This is a genomic window from Micromonospora sp. ZG13 (genome assembly GCF_059359355.1).
In genome coordinates this window covers 25564-50020 of sequence record NZ_JCADBQ010000015.1, presented here as the reverse complement: position 1 = coordinate 50020, position 24457 = coordinate 25564, and the positions used below count along the sequence as shown (strand labels likewise).

Below are 24457 nucleotides of genomic sequence, written 5' to 3'. Positions count from 1 at the left end.
CGATGTGGGAGTTTGCGGTGTGTCGCCCGTGGGGTTGTTATAGCCTCTCGAACATGCGTACGAACGAGGTGATGGGCCGGCTCGAGGCCGCCGTCAGCGCACTGGGGGACGTCGACGTCTCCGCGTGGCCCGAGGACACGCTCAAGGAACAGCTCGGTGACCTGTCGGCGGCGCTGGTCGCGCTCGACACGGTGCTCTCCCGGGTCGCCGAGGAGATCCGCGCCCGCGGCCTGCGCATCGAGGAGCCCGTCTCGGCCTGACCCGCCCGCTGCCCGACGGGCCGACGTTCTCGGCGCGTCGCAGGCGGCGGGGCAGGCCGGTGGGAACCCGGGCACGGCAATGCCGGGGTCGTGTCGGGGGTGGCTGGCAGGATGGAGCCGTGCGGTTCCTCGACCTGGCAGCCACCTCCGCCGCAGTCGGCGCCACCCGGGCCCGGCGGGCCAAGGTGGAGCTGCTCGCCGCCGCGCTGCGGGCGCTCGACCCGCCCGAGGTGCCGGCGGGTGCCGGCTGGCTGGCCGGTGAGCTGCGTCAGCGGCAGACCGGGGTGGGCTGGGCGAGCCTGCGTGACCTGCCGCCGCCGGCCGCCGAGCCGACCCTGACCGTGGCCGCCGTCGACGCGGCCATCGACGAGATCGCGTCCGTGCACGGGCCGGGCTCCCAGGCCCGCCGCCGGGAGCTGCTCGGCGCGCTCTTCGCCGCCGCCACCGCCGACGAACAGCGGCTGCTCACCGGGCTGTTCAGCGGCGAGCTGCGCCAGGGCGCGCAGGCGGGCCTGCTCGCCGACGCGGTGGCCTGGGCCGCCGAGGTGCCGGTCGCCGCCGTACGCCGGGCGCTGCTGCTCGCCGGCGACCTGCGCGCGGTCGCGGTCGCCGCGCTCGACGGGGGCGCGGCGGCGCTGGCCGCCTTCGGCCTCCAGGTCGGCCGCCCGCTCGCGCCGATGCTGGCGCAGAGCGCGCCGTCGGTCGACGAGGCGCTCACGGCCACCGGCACCCCCGCCGTGGTCGACGTCAAGCTCGACGGCATCCGGATCCAGGTCCACCGTTCGGGCGACGACATCGCCGTGTTCACCCGCAGCCTGGACGACATCACCGCCCGCGTGCCGGAGGTGGTCGCCGCCGTGCGGGCGTTGCCCGCCCGCGAGCTGGTGCTCGACGGGGAGGCGATCGGGCTCGACCAGACGGGCCGGCCGCTGCCCTTCCAACAGACGTCGAGCCGGGCGGCGCGGCGCACCACGGCGGGCGGCACCGGCCGCGCCCCGGTCGCCCCGGCCGTGCGCGCGGCTGCCGAGACCACCGGCGAGACGGTGCTGACGCCGTACTTCTTCGACCTGCTGCACCTCGACGGCGACGACCTCGTCGACCGGCCCGGCCGGGATCGCTGGGCCGCGCTCGACGCCGCCGTCGACGCCTCGCTGCTGGTCGGCCGGGTGGAGGTCGACGGCCCCGGGCCGGCCGGCGAGGCGTTCGCCGCCGCCGTCGACGCCGGCCAGGAGGGAGTCGTCGTGAAGGCGCCCGACGCCCCCTACGACGCCGGCCGGCGCGGCGCGGCCTGGGTGAAGGTGAAGCCCCGGCACACCCTCGACCTGGTGGTGCTGGCGGTGGAGTGGGGCAGCGGGCGGCGTCAGGGCTGGCTGTCCAACCTGCATCTGGGCGCCCGCGACCCGCGCACCGGCGACTTCGTCATGCTCGGCAAGACGTTCAAGGGCCTCACCGACGAGCTGCTGCGCTGGCAGACCGAGCGCTTCCTCGGCCTCGCCGTCGAGCGCGGCGACTGGGTGGTGCGGGTCCGGCCCGAGCAGGTGGTCGAGATCGCCTTCGACGGGGTGCAGACCAGCACCCGCTACCCGGGCGGGATGGCGCTGCGCTTCGCCCGGGTGCTGCGCTACCGCGACGACAAGACGGCGGCGGAGGCCGACACCATCGACGCCGTACGCGCCATCCACGCCGGCCGCGTCACCGGCTGAGCCGGCGGGCCGCCCGGCATCCGCGCCGGGTGAGACGGGACGGCGTACCCGTGCGGGGGCCGTCCGTGTCCCGTGGGGGACCGGTCAGGCGGCGCCCTGCGGCGCGGGCTCGGCGGCCCGGTCGACGGGCCGCTTCGGCTCCACGCCCGCCAGCCGGCGGGCCTCCCGGCGGGCCACCCAGCCGTAGCCGAAGAGGGTCATCACGGCGAAGATCCACCACTGCATGACGTAACCGAAGTTCTGCCAGTTGTTGGTGTATCCGACCGGTACGTCCTTGAAGACCGGGTCGGCAGCCGGGGACTGCTCGTCCAGCAGCAGGTACGCCCCGTGCACCGGGTAGGGCAGTTCGCGGGCGAGCCGGGGCACGCCGACGCGCCGGGTCTCCAGCTTGCCGTCGCGCCGGGTGACGGCGACCGAGCCGCTCTCGCTCAGGTGCACCCGCCCCGTCACGGTGACCTCGCCGGACGGCAGGGCCGGCACGTCCGGCTGGACGGTCGCGTCGCCGCCCCGGGCCGGCGGAATCCAGCCCCGGTCCACCAGCACGGCGGTGCCGTCGGCCAGCACCAGCGGCGTGACCACCTCGAAGCCGACGGTGCGATCCACCGAGCGACCCCGGACCAGGACCACGTTCGCCGGGTCGTAGCGGCCGGTCACGGTGACCTTGGTCCAGGCCTTCTCCGCGGCGGGGGCGGGGCCGGCCGTGCCGCTGCCGCCGGTCGGGGCGGGCAGCACGTCGCGCAGCGGCACCGGGTCCATCCGCAGGCCGGCGTCGATCCGTTCGTTGATCTCCGTACGGCTGTGGTAGCGGTCCAGCTGCCAGTTGCCGAGCAGCACCATCACCGCCGCGGCGACCAGGGTCAGCACGAGAATGCCCAGCCAGCGAGGCGTCAGCAGGAACCGGTACACACACACGAGGCTACCCCTGTGACCGGAGGCACTCGCCGCGACAGCCCCCTCCGGGCCGGACCTCGACGCCCGAACCCGCCAGGCGCCGCCGCGACACCGCAGACGGGGTCCGCCCGGCGGCGGCGGGACACCGCCGGCATGCCCGTTCGGCGGCGGCCACCCGACGGTCGGTTGGGCTATCGTCACGCGGGCGGACCGCGCGGTCGGCCCGCCGCAGGTCCCCCGCCGCCCCGCAGGGAGTCGATGATGACCGTCGTGCCGCGCCTGGTGCTCAGCGCACCGTCCTCCGGCCACGGCAAGAACGCGCTGGCGATCGGGCTGCTCGCCGCCTTCGCCGACCGGGGCGTCGACGTCGCCGGATTCAAGGTCGGCCCCGACCGGGTCGACGCCGCGTACCTCGGGTTGGCCGCCGGTCGCCCCGGGCGGACCCTCGACCCCCGGCTGGTCGGCGCCGACCGGATCGTCCCGCTCGTCGGCCACGGCGCGGCCGGCGCCGGGCTCGCCGTGGTGCAGGGCAGCATGGGCCTGTACGACAGCCTCGCCGGCCGCCCGGAGCGCGAGTCGACCGCCGCCGTGGCCGTCGCGCTGCGCAGCCCGGTCGTGCTGGTGGTCGACGTCGCCGCGACGGGGCAGTCGGTGGCCGCCCTGGTGCACGGCTTCCGGTCGTACGACGAGCAGCTCTGGCTGGGCGGGGTGATCCTCAATCGGGTGGCCTCCTCCCGGCACGAGGAGCTGCTGCGTGAGGCGCTCGACGACATCGGCGTACCGGTCTACGGCGCGCTGCGCCGCCAGGACCTGCCGTCCGTGCTGCCCGCCCGCCGCTACGGGGCGGTGCCAGCGCTGGCCCGCACCGACGAGGCCACCCGCGCGGTCCGCCGCCTCGGCGAGGCGGTCGCCGCCACCGTCGAGCTGGACCGGCTGCTGGGTCTGGCCCGCTCCGCCCCGCCGCTGCCCGCGCCACCCTGGACGCCGGAGGCCGGGCGCGAAGGTGCCGGGCGCCCGCCGGCCGGACCACGCCCCGTCGTCGCGGTCGCCGGGACGCCGGGCGGCAGCTACAGCCATCCCGAGACCGTCGAGCTGCTGCGGGCGGCCGGCGCCGAGGTGGTGACGGTCGACCCGCTGCACGACGAGGCGCTGCCCGCCGGCACCGGCGCGCTGGTCGTCGGCGGCGGGCTGCCCGAGTCGTACGCGGGGCAACTCTCCGCCAACCGTCGGCTCTGCATCGCCGTCGCCGAGCTGGCCCGCACCGGGCGGCCCGTCGTCGCCGAGGGGGCCGGCCTGCTCTGGCTGGCCCGGGAACTGGACGGGCTGCCCATGTGCGGCGTGCTCGACGCGGTGGGCACCCGCCGTGACGGCCTGGTGGTGGGCTACCGGGCGGCGACCGCGCTGACGGACAGCCTCGTGGGCCCGGCGGGCACGGTGGTGGCCGGGCACAAGGAGCACAGCGGGGTGCTCACCCCGCGCGCCGGGGCGCGGCCGGCGTGGAGTTGGGACGGCGGGGCGCCCGAGGGCTTCGTCTGGCGGGGCGTGCACGCCTCGCAGCTCACCCTGCACTGGGCGGCGTACCCGCGACTGGCGGCCCGGCTCGCGGACGCGGCGGCGGCCGAGCCCGTGGCCGCCCGGCCGGACGGGGTGCCCGCGTGATCGGTCAGGTGGCCGTGCGGCGCTTCCCGGCGCTGACGGTCTCCACGCCCCGCACCGAGGTACGCGCGCTGACCGCCGCCGACGCGGCGGCGGCCGACGAGGTCTTCGGCGACCGGCAGACCCAGCGGTGGCTGCCGCTGGCCGACACCTCCGGCCAGATCGACGGGCTGGCCTGGTGCACCGACCTGGCCCGGCAACGACGCGACAGCGGCGACGGTGACCACTACGCGGTGGTACGCCGGGAGGACGACCGGGTGGTGGGCTGCCTGTGGACGCGGCGCACCGACTGGGGCGCCCGGTGCACGGAGGTCTCCTACGCGATGGCGGCGCACGCCCGGGGCTTCGGCCTGGCGGTCGAGGCGGTCGACGCGCTCGCCATCGCGCTGATCCTCGAACACGGCTTCCAGCGCGTCGAGCTGCGGGTCGCCCCCGGAAACCTGGCCTCCCGCCGGGTCGCGGAGAAGGGTGGCTTCAGCTACGAGGGCCTGCTCCGCAACGCCGGCTTCGTCCGGGGCGGCCGGGTCGACCTGGAGGTCTGGTCCCTCGTCTCCGCCGACCTCCGCTGACGCGCCCCGGCCGGCGCGGCCGACGCGGGTGGCGCGGCGATCAGGTGACGCGCCCGGCCCGAGCGGCCGGTGCGGGCGGCCCGGCGGCCGGACGAGGGACCGTGGCCCTCCGGTGGCCGCCGCGACCGGCACCCCTCCGACCGTGGCCGGCACGGCTCAGCCGACCATGCGGTCCGAGGGTGGGGTGAACTGGCGGGTTGGCTGGCCCTTGAGGCCGTCGCGGAGGGTCTGCGCCACCGCCTTGATCGGGATCTGCGACTGGCCGTCGCCGACCGCGTTGAACGGGTTGTCCGGGTCGGAGATGAAACTGGCCGCCGCGAGCTCCGGGGTGTAGCCGACGAACCAGGCGGACCGGGTGCTGTCGGTGGTGCCCGTCTTGCCCGCCACCGGGCGCCCGACGGTGCCCCGCACGCTGTCCGCGGTCGACCAGCCGCCGCAGCTTCCCCGGGCCGGGGTGTCGCCGGTCGGGCAGCGCGCGGCGTCGGTGGCGGCGCGGGCCGCGTCGGCGTTGACCACCTGCCGGCAGCGCGGCTTGGCGACCTCGCGTTCGATCCCGGAGGCCGTCTTCCAGGTGGTCGGCGTGCCGTCGCGGTTGTAGATCGCCTGCACCGGGATCGCCTCGCAGTAGCGGCCGTCGGCGGCGATGGCGGCGTACGCGTTGGCCATCTCCAGGGGCGTGGCGTCGGAGACGCCGAGGGTGAACGCGCCCCACTTCTTCACCTTCGCCGGAGACGCCTGCTCCCGGTCGACGTCGGTGCGCCAGCGTAGCCCGAGCTGCTCGGCGAGATGGACCGCCTTGTCCGCGCCGACCTGCTCCTCCAGCCACACGAAGTACGTGTTCACCGACTTGCCGAAGCCGGACCACATGGTCTGGTTGCCGCTCATCGCGCCGCTGGCGTTGGAGGGCGCCCAGCCGTCGTAGACCTCGGAGCGGTAGCGGTGCGGGGCGTTGAACGAGGTGGACAGCGGCATGCCCGCGTTCAGCGCGGCCAGCATCGGGAACATCTTGAACGTCGAGCCGGCCTGGTAGCCCGGCAGGTCGCCGCCACCGAGCAGGGGCGCCACGGTGTTCGGGTAGTTCGCCTTGACGTTCGGCCCGGCCTCGGGGTTGGAGCTCTGCCCGTTCTCGCTCAGGTCCAGCGAGTACGTCCGGTTCACCGCCATCGCCTTGACCCGCCCGGTGCCGGGCTCGGAGACCACGATGCCGTTGGCGAAGGGGCTGCCGGTGTTCTCCTTGGCGCCGACGTTCTTCTCCGCCGCCTCCTGGATCTTGGGATCCATGCTGAGCACGATCCGGTAGCCGCCCCGGCGCAGCTTGTCCATCCGTTCCAGCCGGTTCTCGCCGAACGCGGGCTGCGCGCTCCACCAGTTCTTCAGGTAGTCGCAGGCGAAGCCCCAGCTGTTCCACTTCTCGGGCACGGCGGCGCAGTCGTTCGGCGGGTACGTCAGCTTGAGCCGGATCGGCTCGGACTTCGCCTGCGTGACGGCGTCCGGCGAGAGGTAGCCGAGTTGGGCCATCCGGTCGAGCACGTAGTTGCGCCGGCCGGTGGCATCCTTCTGGTCGGAGCTGGCCGGGTCGTACTCGGAAGGGGACTTGACCAGGCCGGCGAGGGTGGCCGCCTCGACGGGGCTGAGGTCCTTGGGGGCCTTGGAGAAGAAGATCTCGCTGGCCGCGTAGATGCCGTACGCGCGGTGCCCGAAGTACGCGGAGTTGAGGTAGCGCTCCAGGATCTGGTCCTTGCTCAGCTCCTTCTCCAGGTCCATCGCCATCCGCATCTCGCGGACCTTGCGCAGGCTGGTCTGCTGGGTGGCCTCCTGCACCTCCTTCGGCGTCTTCGCGCTGTCCCGCAGTGCCATCCGGACGTACTGCATGGTGAGCGTGGAGGCGCCCTGGGAGACGCCGCTGGAGCGGGCGTTCGCCACGAAGGCGCGGGCGACGCCCTTCGGGTCGACGCCCCGGTGCTGGTAGAAGCGGTTGTCCTCGGCGGCGACGATCGCCTGCTGCATGTTCGGCGAGATGTCGGCCAGCTTCGTGTACTGCCGGTACTCCTCGTAGAACATCGTCAGCACCGTCTTGCCGTCCGGGGCGTAGACGTACGACGTCTCGGCCGGCAACGCGGTGGTGAGGATCTTGGTCTTGTGTTCCATGGCGTGCGCCGTGACCTTGGCGCCGAGGCCGGTGGCGGCGGCCACCGGGTACGCCACGGCGGCGACCACGATGCCGGCGATCAGTCCGGCGCGGAGGAGGGGAACGAGACGACCAGCGGCAGCAAGGGGTCGGTTGCTCACACGCTCAAGTTATGACATTTCCGATTCGTACCTGAGAAATATTCATGAACGCCCGTGTGGTGATGCGGCCCACGCCGGGATGCGCTGTCCCGCGCGCCACCTTCCCGGCAGGATCGCGGACATGCGTGGTCAGCCGACCGAGACCCTCCCCGGAAGCGGGCCTGAAGCCGAGGCCGGACCCCAAGCCGGGCCCGGGGCCGAAGCCGCCCGGCCCGGGGCCGAAGCCATCCGCCCCGAGGCCGGACCGGACCTCGCCCATCACGGGGACGCCGAGGTGGGGCCGGGGCTGGTCGACCTCGCCGTCAACGTGCGGCGCGACGCGATGCCGGACTGGCTGGCCGACCCGATCACCGCCGCGCTCGGCGACCTCGCCGCGTACCCCGATCCGGGGCCGGCCCGCGCGGCCGTCGCGGCCCGGCACGGCCGCCCGCCCGCCGAGGTGCTGCTCACCGCCGGTGCCGCCGAGGGCTTCGTGCTGCTCGCCCGGGCGCTGACCGGCGTGCGCCGGCCGGTGGTGGTGCATCCGCAGTTCACGGAGCCCGAGGCCGCGCTGCGCGCCGCCGGGCACCGGGTGGAGCGGGTGCTGCTCGACGCGGACGACGACTTCCGGCTCGACCCGGCCCGGGTGCCCGCCGACGCCGACCTCGTGATGATCGGCAACCCGACCAATCCCACGTCGGTGCTGCATCCGGCCGCCGACCTGGCCGCCCTGGCCCGGCCCGGCCGGGTGCTGGTCGTCGACGAGGCGTTCGCCGACACCACCGTCGCCCCCGGCGTGGCCGGCGAACCGGAGTCGCTGGCCGCGCGGCGGGACCTGCCCGGCCTGCTGGTGGTCCGCAGCCTCACCAAGACCTGGGGACTGGCCGGCCTGCGGATCGGCTACCTGCTCGGCGAGGCCGCGCTGCTGGAGCGGTTGGCCGCCGCCCAGCCGCTCTGGGCCGTCTCCACCCCGGCCCTGGCGGCCGCGTCGGCCTGCGCCACGCCCGTCGCGGTCGAGGCCGAGCGCGCCATCGCCGCCCGGCTCGCCGCCGACCGCGACCACCTGGTCGCCCGCCTGTCGACCCTGCCCGGCGTACGCGTCGCCGGCCGACCCGCCAGCGCGTTCGTGCTGGTGCACGTGCCCGGGGCCGCCGACGTGCGGCTCGCCCTGCGGCGGCGCGGCTGGGCGGTGCGCCGGGGCGACACCTTCCCCGGTCTCGGCCCGGACTGGCTGCGCGTCGCCGTACGCGACCGGGCCACCACCGACGCGTTCACCGAGGTACTGGCAGAGATCCTGGAGGCGTGATGCTGGAGACCACGATCGCGGCGATCCGGCCGCCCGACGAGCCGGCCATGGCCGCCGCGCGGGAGTTGCAGGGGCGGCTGACGAAGCCTGCCGGCTCCCTCGGCGCCCTGGAGGAACTCTCCGTACGCCTGGCCGGCCTGGCGGGGCACTGCCCGCCGCCGCTGCCCGAGCCGGCCGCCGTCGCGATCTTCGCCGGTGACCACGGCGTGCACGCGCAGGGGGTCACGCCCTGGCCGCAGGAGGTCACCGCCCAGATGATCGGCAACTTCCTCGCCGGCGGCGCGGTGGTCAACGCGTTCGCCCGGCAGGCCGGCGCCTCGGTCACCGTGGTCGACGTCGGCGTGGCCACCGCGCTGCCGGTCGCCGCGCCGGGCGGGCACGCCGGAGACCGGCCGGCCCGCGACGAGCCCCGGCTGGTCGCGGCGAACGTCCGCGCCGGCACCCGGGACCTGGCGGTGACCGCCGCGCTGACCCGCGACGAGGCCCGCGCGGCCGTCGAGACCGGCATCCGGGTGGCCGGCGAGCTGATCGACGCCGGTGCGGGCATCCTGCTCACCGGCGACATGGGCATCGGCAACACCACACCCGCCGCCGCCCTGATCGCCGCGTTCGCCGGCATCGACCCGGCGGAGACGACCGGCCGGGGCACCGGGGTCGACGACCCGACGTACGCCCGCAAGGTGGCCGTCGTGCGGGCCGCCCTGCGCCGGCACGCCCCCGACCCGGCCGACCCGCTGGGCGTGCTGGCCGCCGTCGGCGGCCTGGAGCACGCCGCGCTGGCCGGGCTGATCCTGGGCGCCGCCGCCCGCCGCACGCCGGTGCTGCTGGACGGGGTGATCGCGGTCTCCGCGGCGCTCGCCGCGGCGGCGTTCGCCCCGCACGCCGTGGCCGCCATGGTGGCCGGGCACCGCTCCGCCGAGCCGGGCGCCACGGTCGCGCTGCGCCGGCTGGGCCTGGAGCCGCTGATCGACCTCGGGCTGCGCCTGGGTGAGGGCACCGGCGCGCTGCTCGCGCTGCCGGTGGTCACCGGCGCGGTCCGGGTGCTGCACGAGGTCGCCACCTTCGACTCGGCGGGGGTGGCCGAGAAGTGAGCGGGCGAACCAGCGCACCCGGCGGCGGGAGGGTGGCGTGAGCGGCAACCCGTACCCGCTGGGCCTGCGGCTCGCCGGCCGACGGGTGGTCGTGGTGGGCGGGGGAGCGGTGGCCACCCGGCGGGTGCCGGCCCTGCTCGACGCCGGCGCGGACGTCCTGCTCGTCGCGCCGGAGCTGACCCCGGCGCTGCGCGCGCACGTCGACGCGGGACGGCTGCACTGGGCGCCGCGCCGGTTCGCCCCCGACGACCTGGACGGCGCGTGGCTGGTGCAGGCCGCGATCGACGACCCGCTCGCCGCCGCGTCGGTCAGCGCCGCCGCCGCCGAGCGCCGCATCTTCTGCGTACGCGCCGACGACCGTGCCGCCGCCACCGCCTGGACCCCGGCCGTGACCCGGCACGGGCCGGTGACCGTGGCGGTGCTCGGCGGGGGCGACCCGCGCCGGGCGATGGCCGTCCGCGACGCCGTGCGTGCCCTGCTGGAGGTGCGCGAGGGCACCCTGTCGACGCCCGCCGCGCCGGAGGGGACGACGTCGGGCACCCTGCCCGGGCGGGTGGCGCTGGTCGGCGCCGGCCCCGGGGACCCGGAGCTGATCACCGTCCGGGGCTGGCGGCTGCTCACCGAGGCCGACGTGGTGGTCGCCGACCGGCTCGTCCCCGGCCTGCTCCTCGACGAGCTGCGCGCCGACGTCGAACTGGTCGACGCCTCCAAGATCCCCTACGGCCCGTCCCGCGCCCAGGAGGAGATCAACCGGATCCTGGTGGACCGGGCGCTCGCCGGCCGGTCCGTGGTGCGGCTCAAGGGCGGCGACCCGTACGTCTTCGGCCGGGGCGGCGAGGAGCTGCTGGCCTGCGCGGCGGCCGGTGTGCCGGTGACCGTGGTGCCCGGCGTGACCAGCTCGATCGCGGCTCCGGCCGCGGCGGGCATCCCGGTCACCCATCGGGGCGTGGCCCACGAGTTCACCGTGGTCTCCGGGCACGTCGCGCCGGACTCGCCGGCCTCCCTGGTCCGCTGGGACGCGCTGGCCGGACTGCGCGGCACGCTGGTCGTCCTGATGGGGCTGAAGAACCTCGCGGCGATCACCGCGACGCTCGTCGCGCACGGCCGGCCGGCGCAGACGCCGGCCGCCGTGGTGCAGGAGGCGACCACCGGGGCCCAGCGGGTGCTGCGCTCCACGCTCGGCGCGGTGGCCGTCGACGTGGTCGCCGCGGGGCTGCGCCCGCCCGCGGTGGTGGTCGTCGGGGACGTGGTCGACGCCCTCGCCGGGGCTGGTCCCGAGGGATCTCCGGGGAGCCCGCTCGCTCCGCGCGGTCAGGCTGATCCCGTGGAATGAGTGACGGCGGCCGGAGAGAAGTCTCTCCGGCCGCCGTCGTCGCTGGTCAGGTCACTGCTTGAGCATGTTGTCCAGCAGCAGCGCGCAGCGGATCAGACCGAGGTGGCTGTACGCCTGCGGGTGGTTGCCCAGCCCGCGTTCGGCCATCGGGTCGTACTGCTCGGGCAGCAGGCCCGTCGGGCCGGCGGTGTCCACCATCTGCGAGAACAGCTCCTCGGCGTCGGTACGCCGCCCGGTGCGCAGGTACGCCTCGATGAGCCACGCCGTGCAGATGTGGAAGCCGCCCTCGCGCCCGGGCAGGCCGTCGTCCCAGTGGTAGCGGTAGACGACCGGGCCGCTGCGCAGATCCGCCTCGATCCGCAGCACGGTGGAGAGGAAGCGCGGGTCGTCGCCGGGGAGCAGTCCCGACAGCCCGATCCACAGCGACGAGGCGTCCATGTCCTCGTCCCCGTACGCCACGCTGTAGGCCTCGACGGTCTCGTGCCAGCCGTACTCCAGCACGTTGGCGCCGATGCGGTCGCGCAGCTCCACCCACTCCGGGCGGTCCTCGCCGCCGTGCTGGCGCATGACGTGCAGCGCCCGGTCGACGGTCATCCAGCACATCACCTTCGAGAAGATGTGGTGCCGCGGGGGGAGGCGGGCCTCCCAGATGCCGTGGTCGGGCTCGTGCCAGCGGCGGCGGACCGCCTCGACCATGTTGTCGAGCACCCGCCACTCGTCCTCGCGTACGGAGCCGCGGGCGTCGGCGACGGCCGCGATCAGGTCCGCGATGGGCCCGAACACGTCGAGCTGGAGCTGGTGGTTGGCGAGGTTGCCGACCCGCACCGGCCGGGAGCCGGCGTAGCCGGGCAGGGTGTCGATGACCGCCTCGGCACCCAGCTCGTAGCCGTCGACCGTGTAGAGCGGGTGCAGCCGCTCCGGGTGCCCGCCGGTGCGCTCGATGCACCCGTCGACCCAGCGCAGCAGCGCCTCGGCCTCCTCGATCGAGCCCAGGTCGACCAGGGAACGCGCGGTCATCGCCGCGTCCCGCAGCCAGCAGTAGCGGTAGTCCCAGTTGCGGACGCCGCCCAGCTCCTCGGGCAGCGACGTGGTCGCGGCGGCCAGGATCGAACCGGTGGCCTCGTGGCAGAGCCCGCGCAGGGTCAGCGCGCTGCGGACCACCAGGTCCCGGGCGGTGCTCGGCAGCCGCAGGGTGGCCACCCAGTCCTTCCACGGCTGCTCGGCCAGGGCCTGCCGCTCGTGCACCGGCAGCCGGTGGTGTTCCAGGCTGTGCGTGCCGAAGCGCAGCTCCAGCACGACCTGCCCACCGGCGGCGGAGAGGTCGACGACCGCCTTCGCCGTCTCGTAGCCGCCGTCGTTGCTGACCTGCCACTCGACACCGGGGGAGTAGAGCGCGACCGGCTCGTTGGAGCCGAGCACCAGCAGGCCGTCGCCGATCGGCTGCAACTGCACCGCGACCTGGCCGAACTCGGGCCGGGGCGCGAACTCCAGCCGGGCCCGGCCCGAGCCGGTCAGCACCCGGACCAGGGTCGAGTCGCCGCTGACGACGGCCGGGCCGTCGGGCGTGGTCTCCCTGGCCGGCTTGTCGAGCCAGTCGGTGACGGTCAGGCCCGACCACCGGGTCTCGACGGTCATCGTGCCCGAACGGTAGCGCTGGCCGAGCGGGATGCCGCCGCGCTCCGGGGCGACGCTGAAGTGCCCGGCCGGGCTGCCGCCGACCAGGTCGGCGAAGATCGCCGCCGAGTCCGGCTTGGGGTGGCAGAGCCAGGTGACCTTGGCCTCGGGGGTGAGCAGGGCCACCGTCCGGCCGTTGGCCAGCATCGAGTGCCGCTCGATGGGGACCGCCCGCTCGCCGAAGAGCCAGTGCCGCCGGGTCTCCAGCAGCAGGCCGAGGGCGCGGGCGGCCTCGATGGGCTCGGCGACCCGGTAGCCGGCCTTGGTGTCGCCGGGACCGATCTTGATGCCGACGTCCGGTCCGTGCAGGTTGCCGAAGGCGTTCTCGTCGGTGACGTCGTCGCCGATGAAGAGCACCGCGCTGGCGGAGAGCTGGGTGCGCAGCTGGTCGACGGCCGTGCCCTTGTGGGTGGCGACCACCGACAGCTCGATGACCTCCTTGCCCTGGGTGACTGTGACGTCGTCCCAGGTGGCGGGGCCACTGCGGACCGCCTCGATGACGGCCGCCGCGACCTGCGGGGCCACCCCGCGGGTGTGCACGGCGACGCTCGCCGGCTTGCGCTCCAACCGGATGCCCGGGTGCGCCGAGGCGATCTCGCGCAGGGCGTCGCGCAGCCGGGTACGGACCGCGATCAGCTCGGGGGAGAGCCGCTCGACGAACCCGATGTCGAACTCGGAGCCGTGGCTGCCGACCAGGTGGACCTCGCTGGGCAGCCGGGAGAGCGCGGCGAGGTCGCGCAGGGCCCGCCCGGAGACCACCGCCACGGTGGTCTGGGGCAGGGCGGCCAGGGCCCGGACGGCCGCCACCGACTCCGGCAGCGGCACGGCCTTGCTCGGGTCCTCCACGATCGGCGCCAGGGTGCCGTCGTAGTCACAGGCGATCAGAAGCTGGGGCACCCGGGCGATGCGGCCGATGGCGGCGCGCAGCTCCGGGTCCATCGTGCCGGCCGCCGGGGTGACGATCTCGCTGGCGGCGTTCACGCGACCTCCGATTGAGGCACACCGAGCTCGGTGAGGAACGACTTCGCCCAGTGCCCCACGTCGTGGGTGCGTAGGTGGCGTTGCATTGTCCGCATTCTGCGGCGGGCCTCCGGCTTCTCGACATGCACGGCCCTCAGCAGGGCGTCCTTGACCGCGTCTGGGTCGTGCGGGTTACACAGGAACGCCTGACGCAGCTCGGTTGCGGCGCCGGCGAACTCGCTGAGCACGAGTGCACCGCCCTGGTCGGCGCGCGATGCGACGTACTCCTTGGCTACCAGATTCATTCCGTCTCGCAGCGGGGTCACCATCATCACGTCCGCGGCGGCGTACATCGCGGCCAGTTCAGTGCGACTGTACGACTGATGCAGATAATGCACCGCCGGCACGCCGACCCTGCCGAATTCGCCATTAATCCGACCGACCTCGCGCTCCACCTTCACGCGTAGTGCCTGGTAGTGCTCCACGCGCTCGCGGCTGGGCGTGGCGACCTGCACCATGACCGCGTCGGGAACTGTCAACTTTCCGTCAGCCAGCAGTTCGCGGAAGGCCTTCAGGCGCAACTCGATGCCCTTGGTGTAATCCAGCCGGTCGACGCCCAGGATGATCGTCTTCGGGTTGCCCAGCTCCTCGCGGATCTCCTTCGCCCGGGCCTGGATCGCCGGGTCGGTGGCCAGCCGCTCCATCTCCCTGGTGTCGATGGAGATCGGGAACGCGCCGGCCTTCACCTGGCGGCCGTCGACCTGGATCATCTGCCCCTCGTAGCGCAGCCCGAGCAGGTGCCGGGCCAGCCGGACGAAGTTCTGCGCGGCGAGGCGCTGCTGGAACCCGACCAGGTCGGCGCCGAGCAGGCCGCGCAGGATCTCGGTGCGGAACGGCATCTGCATGAACAGCTCGATGGGCGGGAACGGGATGTGCAGGAAGAAGCCGATCCGCAGGTCGGGCCGCAGCTCGCGGAGCATCGCCGGGACGAGCTGGAGCTGGTAGTCCTGCACCCAGACCGTCGCCCCCTCGGCCGCGACCTCCGCCGCGGCCTCCGCGAAGCGGGCGTTGACCAGGCGGTACGCCTCGCGCCAGCGGCGCTTGTAGGCCGGCGTCTCCACCGCGTCGTGGTAGAGCGGCCAGATCGTCGCGTTGGACTGGCCCTCGTAGTAGCGCTCCAGCTCCTCCGCGCTCAGCGGTACCGGGTGCAGCCGGATGCCCTCCAGGTCGAAGGGCTCGGGGGCGGCGCCGGTGCCGCCGGCCCAGCCGACCCAGGTGCCCTGGTGTTCGGCGAGGACGGGGTGCAGTGCGGTCACCAGCCCTCCGGGGCTGCGACGCCACTGCCGTCCTTCGGGGGTGCTCACCTCGTCGACGGGTAGCCGGTTCGCCACTACGACAAAGGAGCTGCGGACGGTCACGTTCGGCCACCTCCGGGTGCTGACGGGTCAACCGCGAATGAGCGTACTGAGCGTAGCTGCGGCTTCTGGGGCCCCGTGCCGGAGTCACCTACCCTTCCCACGATGGTCCAACCCCTGGCGTGATCTTGTCGATACCCCTTTTCGGAAGCAGGGGTGGCGCGCCGCGTCCGGAGCGTCGGGGGCGGGGTGATGTGGGCGCGGCGCAGCGTACCTGTCAGGATTGAGGATGGCGTGCGTGCGGCCGGCCACCGGCCGGCGGCGGCGGGCGGAGGTCGAAGCCCGCGCCCGCGCCCGCGCCCGCCGGCCCCAGTCGCAACCCTACGGAGGTAGCCCACACCGTGGCCCAGTACATCTACGTCCTCGAAAAGGCGCGCAAGGCGCACGGCGACAAGGTCGTGCTCGACAACGTGACGCTGAGCTTCCTGCCGGGGGCCAAGATCGGTGTGGTCGGCCCGAACGGCGCGGGCAAGTCCAGCCTCCTCAAGATCATGGCAGGACTGGACAAGCCGAGCAACGGCGAGGCCCGGCTGATGCCCGGCTACACCGTCGGCATGCTCGCCCAGGAGCCCCCGCTCAACGACGCCAAGACCGTGCTCGGCAACGTCGAGGAGGCGGTCGCCGAGACCAAGGCCAAGCTGGAGCGGTTCAACAAGATCGCCGAGCAGATGGCCACCGACTACTCCGACGAGCTGATGGAGGAGATGGGCCGGCTCCAGGAGGAGCTGGACCACCTCGACGCGTGGGACATCGACTCCAAGCTCGAACTGGCGATGGACGCGCTGCGCTGCCCGCCGCCGGACGCCGACGTCACCCAGCTCTCCGGCGGTGAGCGCCGCCGCGTGGCCCTGTGCAAGCTGCTGCTGGAGGCCCCCGACCTGCTGCTGCTCGACGAGCCCACCAACCACCTGGACGCGGAGAGCGTCTCCTGGCTGGAGCAGCACCTGGCCAAGTACGCCGGCACCGTCATGGCGATCACCCACGACCGGTACTTCCTCGACAAGGTGGCCGGCTGGATCCTGGAGCTGGACCGCGGCCGGGCCATCGGCTACGAGGGCAACTACTCCACCTACCTGGAGAAGAAGGCCGCCCGGCTGGCCGTCGAGGGCCGCCGCGACGCCAAGATGAAGAAGCGGCTCACCGAGGAACTGGAGTGGGTCCGCTCCAACGCCAAGGCGCGGCAGACCAAGTCCAAGGCCCGACTCGACCGCTACGACGAGATGGCCAACGAGGCGGAGAAGACCCGGAAGCTGGACTTCGAGGAGATCCAGATCCCGCCGGGCCCGCGCCTGGGCAACACGGTCATCGAGGTGCAGAACCTGAGCAAGGGCTTCGGCGACCGGCTGTTGATCGACAACCTGTCGTTCTCGCTGCCGCGCAACGGCATCGTCGGCATCATCGGCCCGAACGGCGTCGGCAAGACCACCCTGTTCAAGACCATCGTCGGGCTGGAGCAGCCGACCAGCGGCGAGGTCCGGGTCGGCCCCACCGTCTCGCTGTCGTACGTCGACCAGAACCGGCAGGGCCTCGACGGTGACAAGAGCGTCTGGGAGGTCGTCTCCGACGGCCTGGACTACCTCATGGTCGGCAAGGTCGAGATGCCGTCGCGGGCCTACATCGCGGCGTTCGGGTTCAAGGGTCCGGATCAGCAGAAGCCGACCAAGGTGCTCTCCGGCGGCGAGCGCAACCGGCTCAACCTCGCGCTGACGCTGAAGATCGGCGGAAACGTGATCCTGCTCGACGAGCCCACCAACGACCTGGACGTGGAGACGCTCTCCAGCCTGGAGAACGCGCTGCTGGAGTTCCCCGGCTGCGCCGTGGTCATCTCCCACGACCGGATGTTCCTCGACCGGGTCTCCACGCACATCCTGGCGTGGGAGGGCGACGACGAGGACCCGGCCCGGTGGTTCTGGTTCGAGGGCAACTTCGAGGCGTACGAGAAGAACAAGATCGACCGGCTCGGCGCGGAGGCGGCCCGGCCGCACCGGGTGACCTACCGCAAGCTGACCCGCGACTGAGCCCGCGGACCGCTGCCGACCATGAGTGATCGTTTCGTGTACCACTGCACCCTGCGGTGGTCCGACCTGGACGCGTACGGGCACATCAACAACTCGCGCTTCCTCACCCTCTACGAGGAGGCGCGGGTGGCGTTGATGTTCGCCGGCGGCCGGGCGTGGGGGGTGGGCTCGTTCGCCGACGGCGTCGTGATCAGCCGGCACGAGATCGACTACCTGCGCCCGGTCGAGTACGCCCTCGGCCGGGCCACCGCCGAGGCCGCCCCCACCGTGCGCATCGAGCTGTGGGTGGAGGAGATCCGGGGCGCGTCCTTCACCGTCGCCTACGAGCTCTTCGACGGTGACGTGCTGGCCAGCCGCGCCCGCTCGGTGCTGGTGCCGTTCGACCTGACCCGGCAGCGGCCCCGGCGGATCACCCCGGAGGAGCGGACGTTCCTGCTCACGTACGCGCCGCAGGGGCCGGCGGCGTGACGGCGACCGACGGGCCGGCCGCCCCGGGGCGGGCCGCTGGCGGCGGTCCGGTCGACGGCGGGCACGGGATCGCGGACGCCGCCGACGCCGGGGCCTTCCTGGCCCGCCTCGTCCGGCTGGACCGCGACGCGCCGGTCCGGCTCCGGTCGGGCGGCGTGCGGGGCCGTACGGCCCTCTGGGGGCGTCTGCCGTGGGGCGTGCTGGTCGTCCGGACGGTGGCCGGCGACGGCCCCGGCGACGCCACGGTCTCGGCCGGGGATTTGCTGGCCGAGTTGGCGGCGGGCGGAGCGGCCCTGCCGACGCGGCGGGACGAGCGGTGGCGTTGGCCGCTGCCGCCCTCGGCGAGCCGCCGGGTGGAGACGCTGCCGGGCGGCGAGCTGCGGCGGATCGCGGCGGCGGCGGCCGACGCCCTGCGCGAGGCCGGCACCCACGGCGTCGGCGGCCGTGCCGTCGGGCAACGGGCGCTGCGCGACGCGCTGCTCGACCACGTGCCGGTGGTCGTCACCCCGGACGACCCACCCGGCGAGCCGGTGGAGGTGACCCAGCGGATGGTCCAGGGGTTGGTCCGGATGGGCTTCCTGGGGGCCTCCGAGGGGTCGGCTGAGAGGGGGAACGGGGGCGACGTCCAGGTGCGGACGGTCGGCCGTTGGGTCGGTCTGGTGGGACCGTACGGAGCGATCTGGTCGCAGAAGGCCACGGAACTTGCCGTGCGGCCGCTCTGAGTTCATCCGTTCGGATGACCCGTGTTCATTCTTCTGTCCTGGGGCTGTCGTTGGGGGGGTGCCTCAACCCGGCTGTCCGGGTACCGTCCATCCTCGGATCCAACGCACCGTAGGCGAGTGGATCCGCTGGGGAGTGAGGTGCGCGAGCGATGCCGTGGTGGTCATGGCGCCCCGGTCCCGCCAACGGCGGCGGCGACCCGGAAAGGCGGAGCGGGGTCACAGTGGAGAGCACCGTCCGGGTCGGACCACCGACCCCGCGTCAGCCGGGAGACGACTGCCCACCGACGGAGCGAGCCGTGATCGCGGACATGCCCGCCACGGTCGAGCCGGTCACCCTGCGCCGCGTCTGTGACGCACTCGACATGCTCGACGTGCGTTACCTGGCCGACGGCGACGGCAACCTGCTGGCCATGTGGGAGCGGCACGCCGTGCTGGTCACGCTGGAGGGCCCGGAGGACGAGATCCTGGTGATGCGGGCCCGTCCACACGCGACGGTGCCGCCGGACTGGGCCGACCGCGCCTACCGGGTGGTCAACGAGTGGAACCACACCCGCCGCTTCTGCAAGGCCTACATCGGCGACCCGACCGAGCGCGGCCAGCTGCCGATCTACGCGGAGTTGCAGGTGCCGTTCGGCGCCGGGGCGCACGACGCGCTGCTGGTCGAGATGCTCGACTGCGGCGCGGCGGTCGCCACCAGCTTCGTGGACTGGCTGCACGACGAGGGCGCCCTGCTCTGAGCCGTCCCGGTCAGCGGCACGGTCACGCCGGCCTGCGGCGTGCCGTGGTGGCTGGTGGCGCGGGGCGCGGCGCGGCGACCCCCGGTCGGACCTGAGCCGTCCGGGCGGTGCCGGGCACGGGCTGGCGCACGGCCCCGGTCGGGCTGACCGGGATCAGGCCGGGCCCGCCGGGTCCTCCATCGCGTTGACCATGAAGAAGGCGGCCCGCTCCAGGTAGTCCCAGAGCGCGGTGGCGATCTCCGGCGGCAGGTCGAGACGGTCGACGGCGCGGCGCATGTGCAGCAGCCACGCGTCCCGCTCGGCGGCACCGATCCGGTACGGCGCGTGGCGCATCCGCAGCCGCGGGTGCCCGCGCTGCGCCGAGTACGTGTTGGGGCCGCCCCAGTACTGCATGAGGAACAGGGCCAGCCGGTCCGCAGCCGGGCCCAGGTCCTCCTCGGGATACATGGGGCGCAGCAGCGGGTCGGTGGCGACCCCGGCGTAGAACTCGTCCACCAGCTTGCGGAAGGTGGGCTCGCCGCCGACCGCTTCGAAGAGGGTCATCGACGCACCGGGCCGGTCGGACTCACCTGCGGCATTCACCGTTCCATCCTGCCAGGTGCCGCGCCGGGCGACCGGGGGGTGCCGGCTGTGGGCCGGGTCACCGGGTGCCGCTGCCGTCCCGCCGTGCCGGGGCGACCGCCCAGCGACGCGCCGGCCCGCCGGCCGGTTCCTCCCCGTGCCGCCCCGGCGTGCCGGGGCCCGCCTGCCGGGGGGTGGACGCGCCCGGCTGCTGGGCCGCTTCGATGGCCGCGTCGATCGTCGAGCGGCTCGGCCAGTGCAGGGCGGCGAGCGTCATCAGCAGCACCCCGACCGCGCTCCACACCCCGACCACGACCGGGATGGAGAACCGCTCGGCCAGCAACCCGGTCACCAGGACGGCCAGGCCCTGGATGACCTGGACGCCGGTCGCCATCACCCCGAAGGCGCGGGCCCGGAAGCCGTCGGGCAGGGCCCGGACGAAGAGCCCGTTGGCCACCGGCAGCATGCCGGCGACGGCGAACCCGCAGGCGGCGGCGAGCAGCGCCACCACCAGCGGCGGCGGGTCGAGCAGGGCGGGCACCAGGGCCAGCGGCGAGAGCACCGCCAACGGCCGCATCAGACTCAGCCGGCGGTCCGGCCCGAACGCCCGGCTGACGATCAGCCCGCCGAGGATGAAGCCGACGGGGTTCGCGGCCATGATGATGGCCTGGGCGGCCCCGGCGTCCAACTGGCCGGCGTGCTCGCTCGCCCAGGCCGCGGCGAGGCCCTCCGGCACGACGGAGAAGAGCATGGCCGCGAAGACCAGCACGGCGATGGCCCGCAGCACCGGGGTGCCGAACACGATCTGGAAGCCCTGCGCGGTCTCCCGCAGCAGGTGGCTGCGGTGCGCGGCGGTCATCGCCGTCGGCCGGTCGGTCACGCCGAAGCGCACCAGCGCGGCCGACAGGGCGAAGGTCGCCGCGTTCACCAGGAGCGCGGCGGTCGGATCGAACGCGGCGATGGCCGCGCCCGCCAGGTAGCCGACGACCTGCGCGGCCTGGCCGACGCTGCTGATCATCGACAGGCCGACCACCAGGCGGTCCCCGGTGAGGATCAGCGGAATCAGCGCCGACTTGGCGGCCTGGCTCGGTGGATTGGCCAGTGTGGTGGCGAAGAGCAGGGCCAGGATCATCGCGACGGGCATGCCGGGGATGGCGATGCACACCATCAGCAGCATCCGGACGAGATCGCAGATCACCATGACCTGCCGGTAGCGGTGCCGCTCCGCGAGCGTGGCGAGCAGGGGGCCGCCGACCAGCCAGGGCAGGTAGCTCACCGCGAAGGCGGCGGCGGAGAGCGCGACGGACCGGGTCTCCTCGTAGACCAGCAGGGTGACCGCGGCCTTGGCGATGTAGTCGCCGATCCAGGAGAGAGCGCTCGCTGTGAAGACGGCGCCGTACTCGCGATTGGCGAACACCTCGCGGAAGGTAGCCGGACCTTCCGGGGATGGTCGCTCGTCAGGCACCGTCGCCTCCATCGTTCCCCTGGGCGGGCCACTCGTGATGGACGGCCCGGGAACCGTCGTCAGATCTACGGATCAGCGAGGACGTGATCACGCTCCGGGGGAGCGCGTGCACCGGATTTTGCCCGATCGTCCGACGACTGGCTAGGGCGAAGGGGTTGATCGTCGCATCCCCGACTGAACGAACGGACGATACCCGAGGGGCCGCCCGGCTCGCGACCCCCGCCGGCCGTCGCCCCGACGCCTCAGGTGGCGCCCCCCTGCCCGGTCTCGCCGGGGGCGCGGACCGGGATGCCGGGATAGAGCCGGGCGGCGGCGATCTTCGCGGTGATACCGGAGTTCTCCAGCGCCTCGGCGAGCCGGCGGCGCAGCTCCCGGCCGACGGCGAACTGCCCGTCGGCGCTCGTCTTCACCACCGTACGGATCACCGCGCCGTCGACCGTCATCTGCTCGACGCCCAGCACCTCCGGCGCCTCGACGATCTCCGGCGCCAGGTCGGGGTCCATCGCCACCGACGCGGCGGCGGTCCGCAGCACGGCCGTGGCCTCCTCCGTGCCGGCGAAGCCGATGGGCAGGTCGACCACCACCAGGGCCCAGCCCTGGCTCTTGTTGCCCACCCGGACGATCTCGCCGTTGCGGATGTACCAGAGCACGCCCCGCCCGTCGCGCACGGTGGTGACCCGCAGCCCGACCGATTCCACCACGCCGGTCGCCTCGCCGAGGTCCACGGTGTCGCCGACGCCGTACTGGTCCTCGATCAGCATGAACAGGCCGGCGATCAGGTCCTTGACCAGGCTCTGCGCGCCGAAGCCCAGGGCTACGCCCGCGATCCCGGCGCTGGCCAGCAGCGGGGCCAGGTCGAAGCTGAACTCCTTGAGGATCATCAACAGCGCGATGCCGAAGATGAACGCGGTGCTCAGGCTGCGCAGCACCGACCCGATCGCCTCGGCCCGCTGCCGGCGTCGCTCCGGCACGAACTCGCCGGGCTCGACGGCGGCGGTGGGGATCCGCTCGCGCAGCGGACGCAGCATGGTCGGTACGCCGGCGTCGGTGGTCGTCCGCACCAGTCGGCGGATCGTCCGGTGCACCAGCCACCGGGCGGCGACCGCCAGCAGCAGGATCATCACGATCCGCAGCGGCTTGAGCAGGATCCAGTAGCTGCCCTCGGCGAACCACACCGAGCCGGTCATGTCGTAGACGCTCTTGCAGAGGGCGTCGTCCAGGCAGGTCGGCGACGGAGCCGGGTCCGGCGCCTCGACGGCGGGCAGGGCGGGCAGCGTCAGGCTGGCAACGGTCACGCTGTCTTCGTACCGCACCCGGCGGGGCCGGATCCCGTCGACCCTCCGGGTCGTGACCCGGCCCCGGCTGGAGCGTGCCGCCGGGCGCGGGCGCACGGGTCAGGTGCGCCCCGGGAATACGAGGTGACAGCGGAACTACCATGATCAAATGACAGCTTCCACCTTCGTCTTCGTGCCCGGTGCCGGCAGCAACTCGTTCACGTGGGCGCCCATGCAGCGGGAGCTGGCCCTGCGCGGGCACCGCTCGCTGGCCGTCGACCTGCCCGGGCACGGCTTCGGCGCGACGTTCCCGGCGGCGTACCAGGCCCCGCAGGATCTCGCCGCCCTGGCGACCGCGCCGAGCGCGATGGCCGGCATCGGCCACGCCGACAACGTGGCGCACGTCCTGGACGTCGTGCGGCGGGTACGCGAGCACGGGCCGGTCATCCTGGTCGGGCACAGCCGGGGCGGGCTCACCCTGACCGGGGTCGCGAACGCCGCCCCGGAGCTGGTGGACCGGCTGGTCTACATCTCGGCGTGGTGCTGCGCCGCCGACACCCCGGCCGGCTACCAGGCCTCGGCGGAGAACGCGTCGAGCGCCCTGAACGACGTCGGCGGCCTGCTCGCCGCGAACCCGATGGAACTCGGCGCGCTGCGGTTCAACTGGCGCACCGCCGACCCCGCACTGCTCGCCATCCTCCGGGAGGCGGTCCTGGCCGACGGCACCGACGACGAGTTCCACGGCTACCTGAACACCCTGGAGCCGGACGAGAGCCTGGACGCCGGCGAGGAGCGGGCCGACCCCGAGACCTGGGGTCGCGTCCCCCGCACCTACGTGCGGCTCACCGCCGACCGGGCGATACCGATCGCGCTCCAGGACCGGTTCATCGCCGACGCCGACGCGCTCACCCCGGACAACCCGTTCGACGTGCGGTCCCTCGACGTCAGCCACGCCGCCGTGCTGGTCCACCCCGAGGAGACCGCGGCACTGCTGTCCTCCCTGGTGCGGGTCTGACAGGGCCCGTGTCGACGCCCGGCGCGGCCGGCGACGCGCGAAGGAGGCGGCGCCGGGTCGCACCGCACGGGTGGTGATCGAATGCGGCCCGCAGTGGACGCCGGAGACAGCCTCCGTGTGCGTTTGCTCCCGCCAGCGTCATGGTGGATTCCCGCTTCACGTCCGCCACTCCAGCGATCGCGATTCTCCTTGATCGTGTTTACCGGCTTCAATGCGTAAGCATGATCATCGGATCTCGATTCCGGGGCGGTGGGCGCGGTGACGGGCGTCGGACGGCCGGCGATGTGGGAGGGATCCGTCGCTGCTCAGAGGGCGGATCTGCCCGTTTCCGGGTGATGCCCGGTCGGCTTCCGACATTAGTGCGTGCAATCCGGGGGCCGATCAGGGACGATGGGCGCACGGACGTCGGTGATCCGGCCGGCGTCGGCCGTGGTGGGCGACTGCGCCCGTTTCCGGTCGGCGGTGGCGAGTAGGGGGCCGCTGAACCGGGAGGGTGAACGCGATGCCTGACATACGACCCACGGTGGGCTCCGGTGCGCTGGTCCTCAACGCCACCTACGAGCCGCTGTGCGTCGTGTCGGTGCGTCGCGCCGCCATTCTCGTGCTCTCCGCCAAGGCGATCTGCGTCGCCGACGGGGACGGCATCCTGCACAGCGCCCACGACGCGCTGCCGGTGCCGTCGGTCGTCCGGCTCACCCGCTTCGTGCGGGTGCCCTACCGCACCCACGTCGGGCTCTCCCGCCGCGCCATCTTCGCCCGCGACGGTTGGCGCTGCGCCTACTGCCGGGGGCCCGCCGAGACCATCGACCACGTCTTCCCCCGCAGCCGGGGCGGCCGGCACGCCTGGGAGAACGTGGTGGCCGCCTGCGCCCGGTGCAACCACACCAAAGGCGACAAGACCCCCGCCGAGCTGGGCTGGCGGCTGCACGCGCTGCCGGCCGCCCCGAGGGGCACGGCCTGGCGGGTGCTCGGCCACCGGGCGCCGGACCCCCGCTGGGCCGACTGGCTCGACCTGCGCGAGTCCGAGGCTGCCTGACCGTCGCCCGTCCCGCCGAACGCGACGGCGCCGCA

19 protein-coding genes and 1 pseudogene are annotated in these 24457 nt (G+C 74.0%); 13 read left to right on the top strand and 7 right to left on the bottom strand.

Going from position 1 to position 24457, the window contains the following annotated elements:
- Positions 1 to 53: 53 nt before the first annotated feature.
- Complete coding sequence (locus AC5L34_RS24255) at positions 54 to 260, top strand: hypothetical protein (protein ID WP_101412453.1); 207 nt, start codon at positions 54 to 56, stop codon at positions 258 to 260.
- Between the two features lie 119 nt (positions 261 to 379).
- The gene (locus AC5L34_RS24250; protein WP_441177036.1) at positions 380 to 1963 is read left to right on the top strand and encodes an ATP-dependent DNA ligase; all 1584 of its coding nucleotides are present in this window, start codon (positions 380 to 382) and stop codon (positions 1961 to 1963) included.
- 84 nt (positions 1964 to 2047) lie between these two features.
- Here AC5L34_RS24250 and AC5L34_RS24245 read toward each other — a convergent pair whose 3' ends face one another.
- Positions 2048 to 2875, bottom strand: coding sequence for an SURF1 family cytochrome oxidase biogenesis protein (locus AC5L34_RS24245; protein WP_494827105.1), 828 nt, complete (start codon positions 2873 to 2875; stop codon positions 2048 to 2050).
- 240 nt (positions 2876 to 3115) lie between these two features.
- On the opposite strand from AC5L34_RS24245, the gene AC5L34_RS24240 reads away from it, so the two are divergent.
- Together AC5L34_RS24240 and AC5L34_RS24235 are read left to right on the top strand one after the other, a co-directional pair.
- Entirely contained in the window at positions 3116 to 4513 is a 1398-nt protein-coding gene (locus AC5L34_RS24240; protein WP_494827103.1) for a cobyrinic acid a,c-diamide synthase CobB, read from the top strand.
- Positions 4510 to 5079 carry a GNAT family N-acetyltransferase gene (locus AC5L34_RS24235; protein WP_088998774.1) on the top strand — a complete coding sequence of 190 codons (570 nt, stop codon included), beginning with the start codon at positions 4510 to 4512 and terminating at the stop codon, positions 5077 to 5079. Before AC5L34_RS24240 ends, AC5L34_RS24235 begins: the two co-directional genes overlap by 4 nt.
- A 156-nt stretch (positions 5080 to 5235) precedes the next feature.
- On the opposite strand, the gene AC5L34_RS24230 is transcribed toward AC5L34_RS24235, so the two are convergent.
- Positions 5236 to 7368 carry a transglycosylase domain-containing protein gene (locus tag AC5L34_RS24230; protein WP_441177032.1) on the bottom strand — a complete coding sequence of 711 codons (2133 nt, stop codon included), beginning with the start codon at positions 7366 to 7368 and terminating at the stop codon, positions 5236 to 5238.
- A gap of 121 nt (positions 7369 to 7489) precedes the next feature.
- Here AC5L34_RS24230 and cobC point away from each other — a divergent pair, with 121 nt between their 5' ends.
- From cobC to cobA, 3 genes are read left to right on the top strand one after another with little or no spacing between them, the layout of a single operon-like run.
- Positions 7490 to 8653, top strand: a complete 1164-nt coding sequence (cobC, locus tag AC5L34_RS24225) for an Rv2231c family histidinol phosphate aminotransferase CobC (protein ID WP_494827101.1) — start codon at positions 7490 to 7492, stop codon at positions 8651 to 8653.
- Positions 8653 to 9744, top strand: a complete 1092-nt coding sequence (gene cobT / locus AC5L34_RS24220) for a nicotinate-nucleotide--dimethylbenzimidazole phosphoribosyltransferase (protein ID WP_393399705.1) — start codon at positions 8653 to 8655, stop codon at positions 9742 to 9744. Before cobC ends, cobT begins: the two co-directional genes overlap by 1 nt.
- Positions 9745 to 9781: 37 nt before the next feature.
- Positions 9782 to 11077, top strand: coding sequence for a uroporphyrinogen-III C-methyltransferase (cobA, locus tag AC5L34_RS24215; protein ID WP_441177030.1), 1296 nt, complete (start codon positions 9782 to 9784; stop codon positions 11075 to 11077).
- A gap of 51 nt (positions 11078 to 11128) precedes the next feature.
- Here cobA and otsB read toward each other — a convergent pair whose 3' ends face one another.
- A complete protein-coding gene (gene otsB / locus AC5L34_RS24210) occupies positions 11129 to 13690 on the bottom strand; it encodes a trehalose-phosphatase (RefSeq protein WP_441177114.1) in 2562 nt (853 codons plus the stop codon).
- 38 nt (positions 13691 to 13728) lie between these two features.
- Positions 13729 to 15129 carry an alpha,alpha-trehalose-phosphate synthase (UDP-forming) gene (locus tag AC5L34_RS24205; protein WP_088998779.1) on the bottom strand — a complete coding sequence of 467 codons (1401 nt, stop codon included), beginning with the start codon at positions 15127 to 15129 and terminating at the stop codon, positions 13729 to 13731.
- 338 nt (positions 15130 to 15467) lie between these two features.
- Here AC5L34_RS24205 and ettA point away from each other — a divergent pair, with 338 nt between their 5' ends.
- The 4 genes from ettA to AC5L34_RS24185 all read left to right on the top strand — a co-directional run bounded on the left by ettA (position 15468) and on the right by AC5L34_RS24185 (position 19071).
- Positions 15468 to 17144 (top strand): energy-dependent translational throttle protein EttA, encoded by a 1677-nt coding sequence (gene ettA / locus AC5L34_RS24200; RefSeq protein WP_088998780.1) that lies wholly within the window; start codon positions 15468 to 15470, stop codon positions 17142 to 17144.
- A 21-nt stretch (positions 17145 to 17165) separates the two neighbouring features.
- Positions 17166 to 17612: an acyl-CoA thioesterase gene (locus tag AC5L34_RS24195; protein ID WP_441177029.1), complete on the top strand. Its 447-nt coding sequence runs from the start codon at positions 17166 to 17168 to the stop codon at positions 17610 to 17612.
- Complete coding sequence (locus AC5L34_RS24190) at positions 17609 to 18334, top strand: DUF8185 domain-containing protein (protein ID WP_441177028.1); 726 nt, start codon at positions 17609 to 17611, stop codon at positions 18332 to 18334. Before AC5L34_RS24195 ends, AC5L34_RS24190 begins: the two co-directional genes overlap by 4 nt.
- 149 nt (positions 18335 to 18483) lie before the next feature.
- Positions 18484 to 19071 (top strand): type III secretion system chaperone family protein, encoded by a 588-nt coding sequence (locus AC5L34_RS24185; protein ID WP_088998782.1) that lies wholly within the window; start codon positions 18484 to 18486, stop codon positions 19069 to 19071.
- Positions 19072 to 19224: 153 nt separating this feature from the next.
- Here AC5L34_RS24185 and AC5L34_RS24180 read toward each other — a convergent pair.
- The 3 genes and pseudogenes from AC5L34_RS24180 to AC5L34_RS24170 form a co-directional block, all read right to left on the bottom strand.
- A pseudogene (locus AC5L34_RS24180) lies at positions 19225 to 19715 on the bottom strand (globin).
- Positions 19712 to 21109: an MFS transporter gene (locus AC5L34_RS24175; RefSeq protein WP_441177027.1), complete on the bottom strand. Its 1398-nt coding sequence runs from the start codon at positions 21107 to 21109 to the stop codon at positions 19712 to 19714. Before AC5L34_RS24175 ends, AC5L34_RS24180 begins: the two are co-directional and overlap by 4 nt.
- A 230-nt stretch (positions 21110 to 21339) precedes the next feature.
- A complete protein-coding gene (locus tag AC5L34_RS24170; RefSeq protein ID WP_357723977.1) occupies positions 21340 to 22362 on the bottom strand; it encodes a mechanosensitive ion channel family protein in 1023 nt (340 codons plus the stop codon).
- A 178-nt stretch (positions 22363 to 22540) separates the two neighbouring features.
- Between AC5L34_RS24170 and AC5L34_RS24165 the strand changes: the two genes are divergently transcribed.
- Together AC5L34_RS24165 and AC5L34_RS24160 are read left to right on the top strand one after the other, a co-directional pair.
- Positions 22541 to 23386, top strand: a complete 846-nt coding sequence (locus AC5L34_RS24165; protein ID WP_441177025.1) for an alpha/beta hydrolase — start codon at positions 22541 to 22543, stop codon at positions 23384 to 23386.
- Between the two features lie 502 nt (positions 23387 to 23888).
- Positions 23889 to 24422, top strand: a complete 534-nt coding sequence (locus tag AC5L34_RS24160) for an HNH endonuclease (protein ID WP_441177024.1) — start codon at positions 23889 to 23891, stop codon at positions 24420 to 24422.
- Positions 24423 to 24457 lie beyond the last annotated feature (35 nt).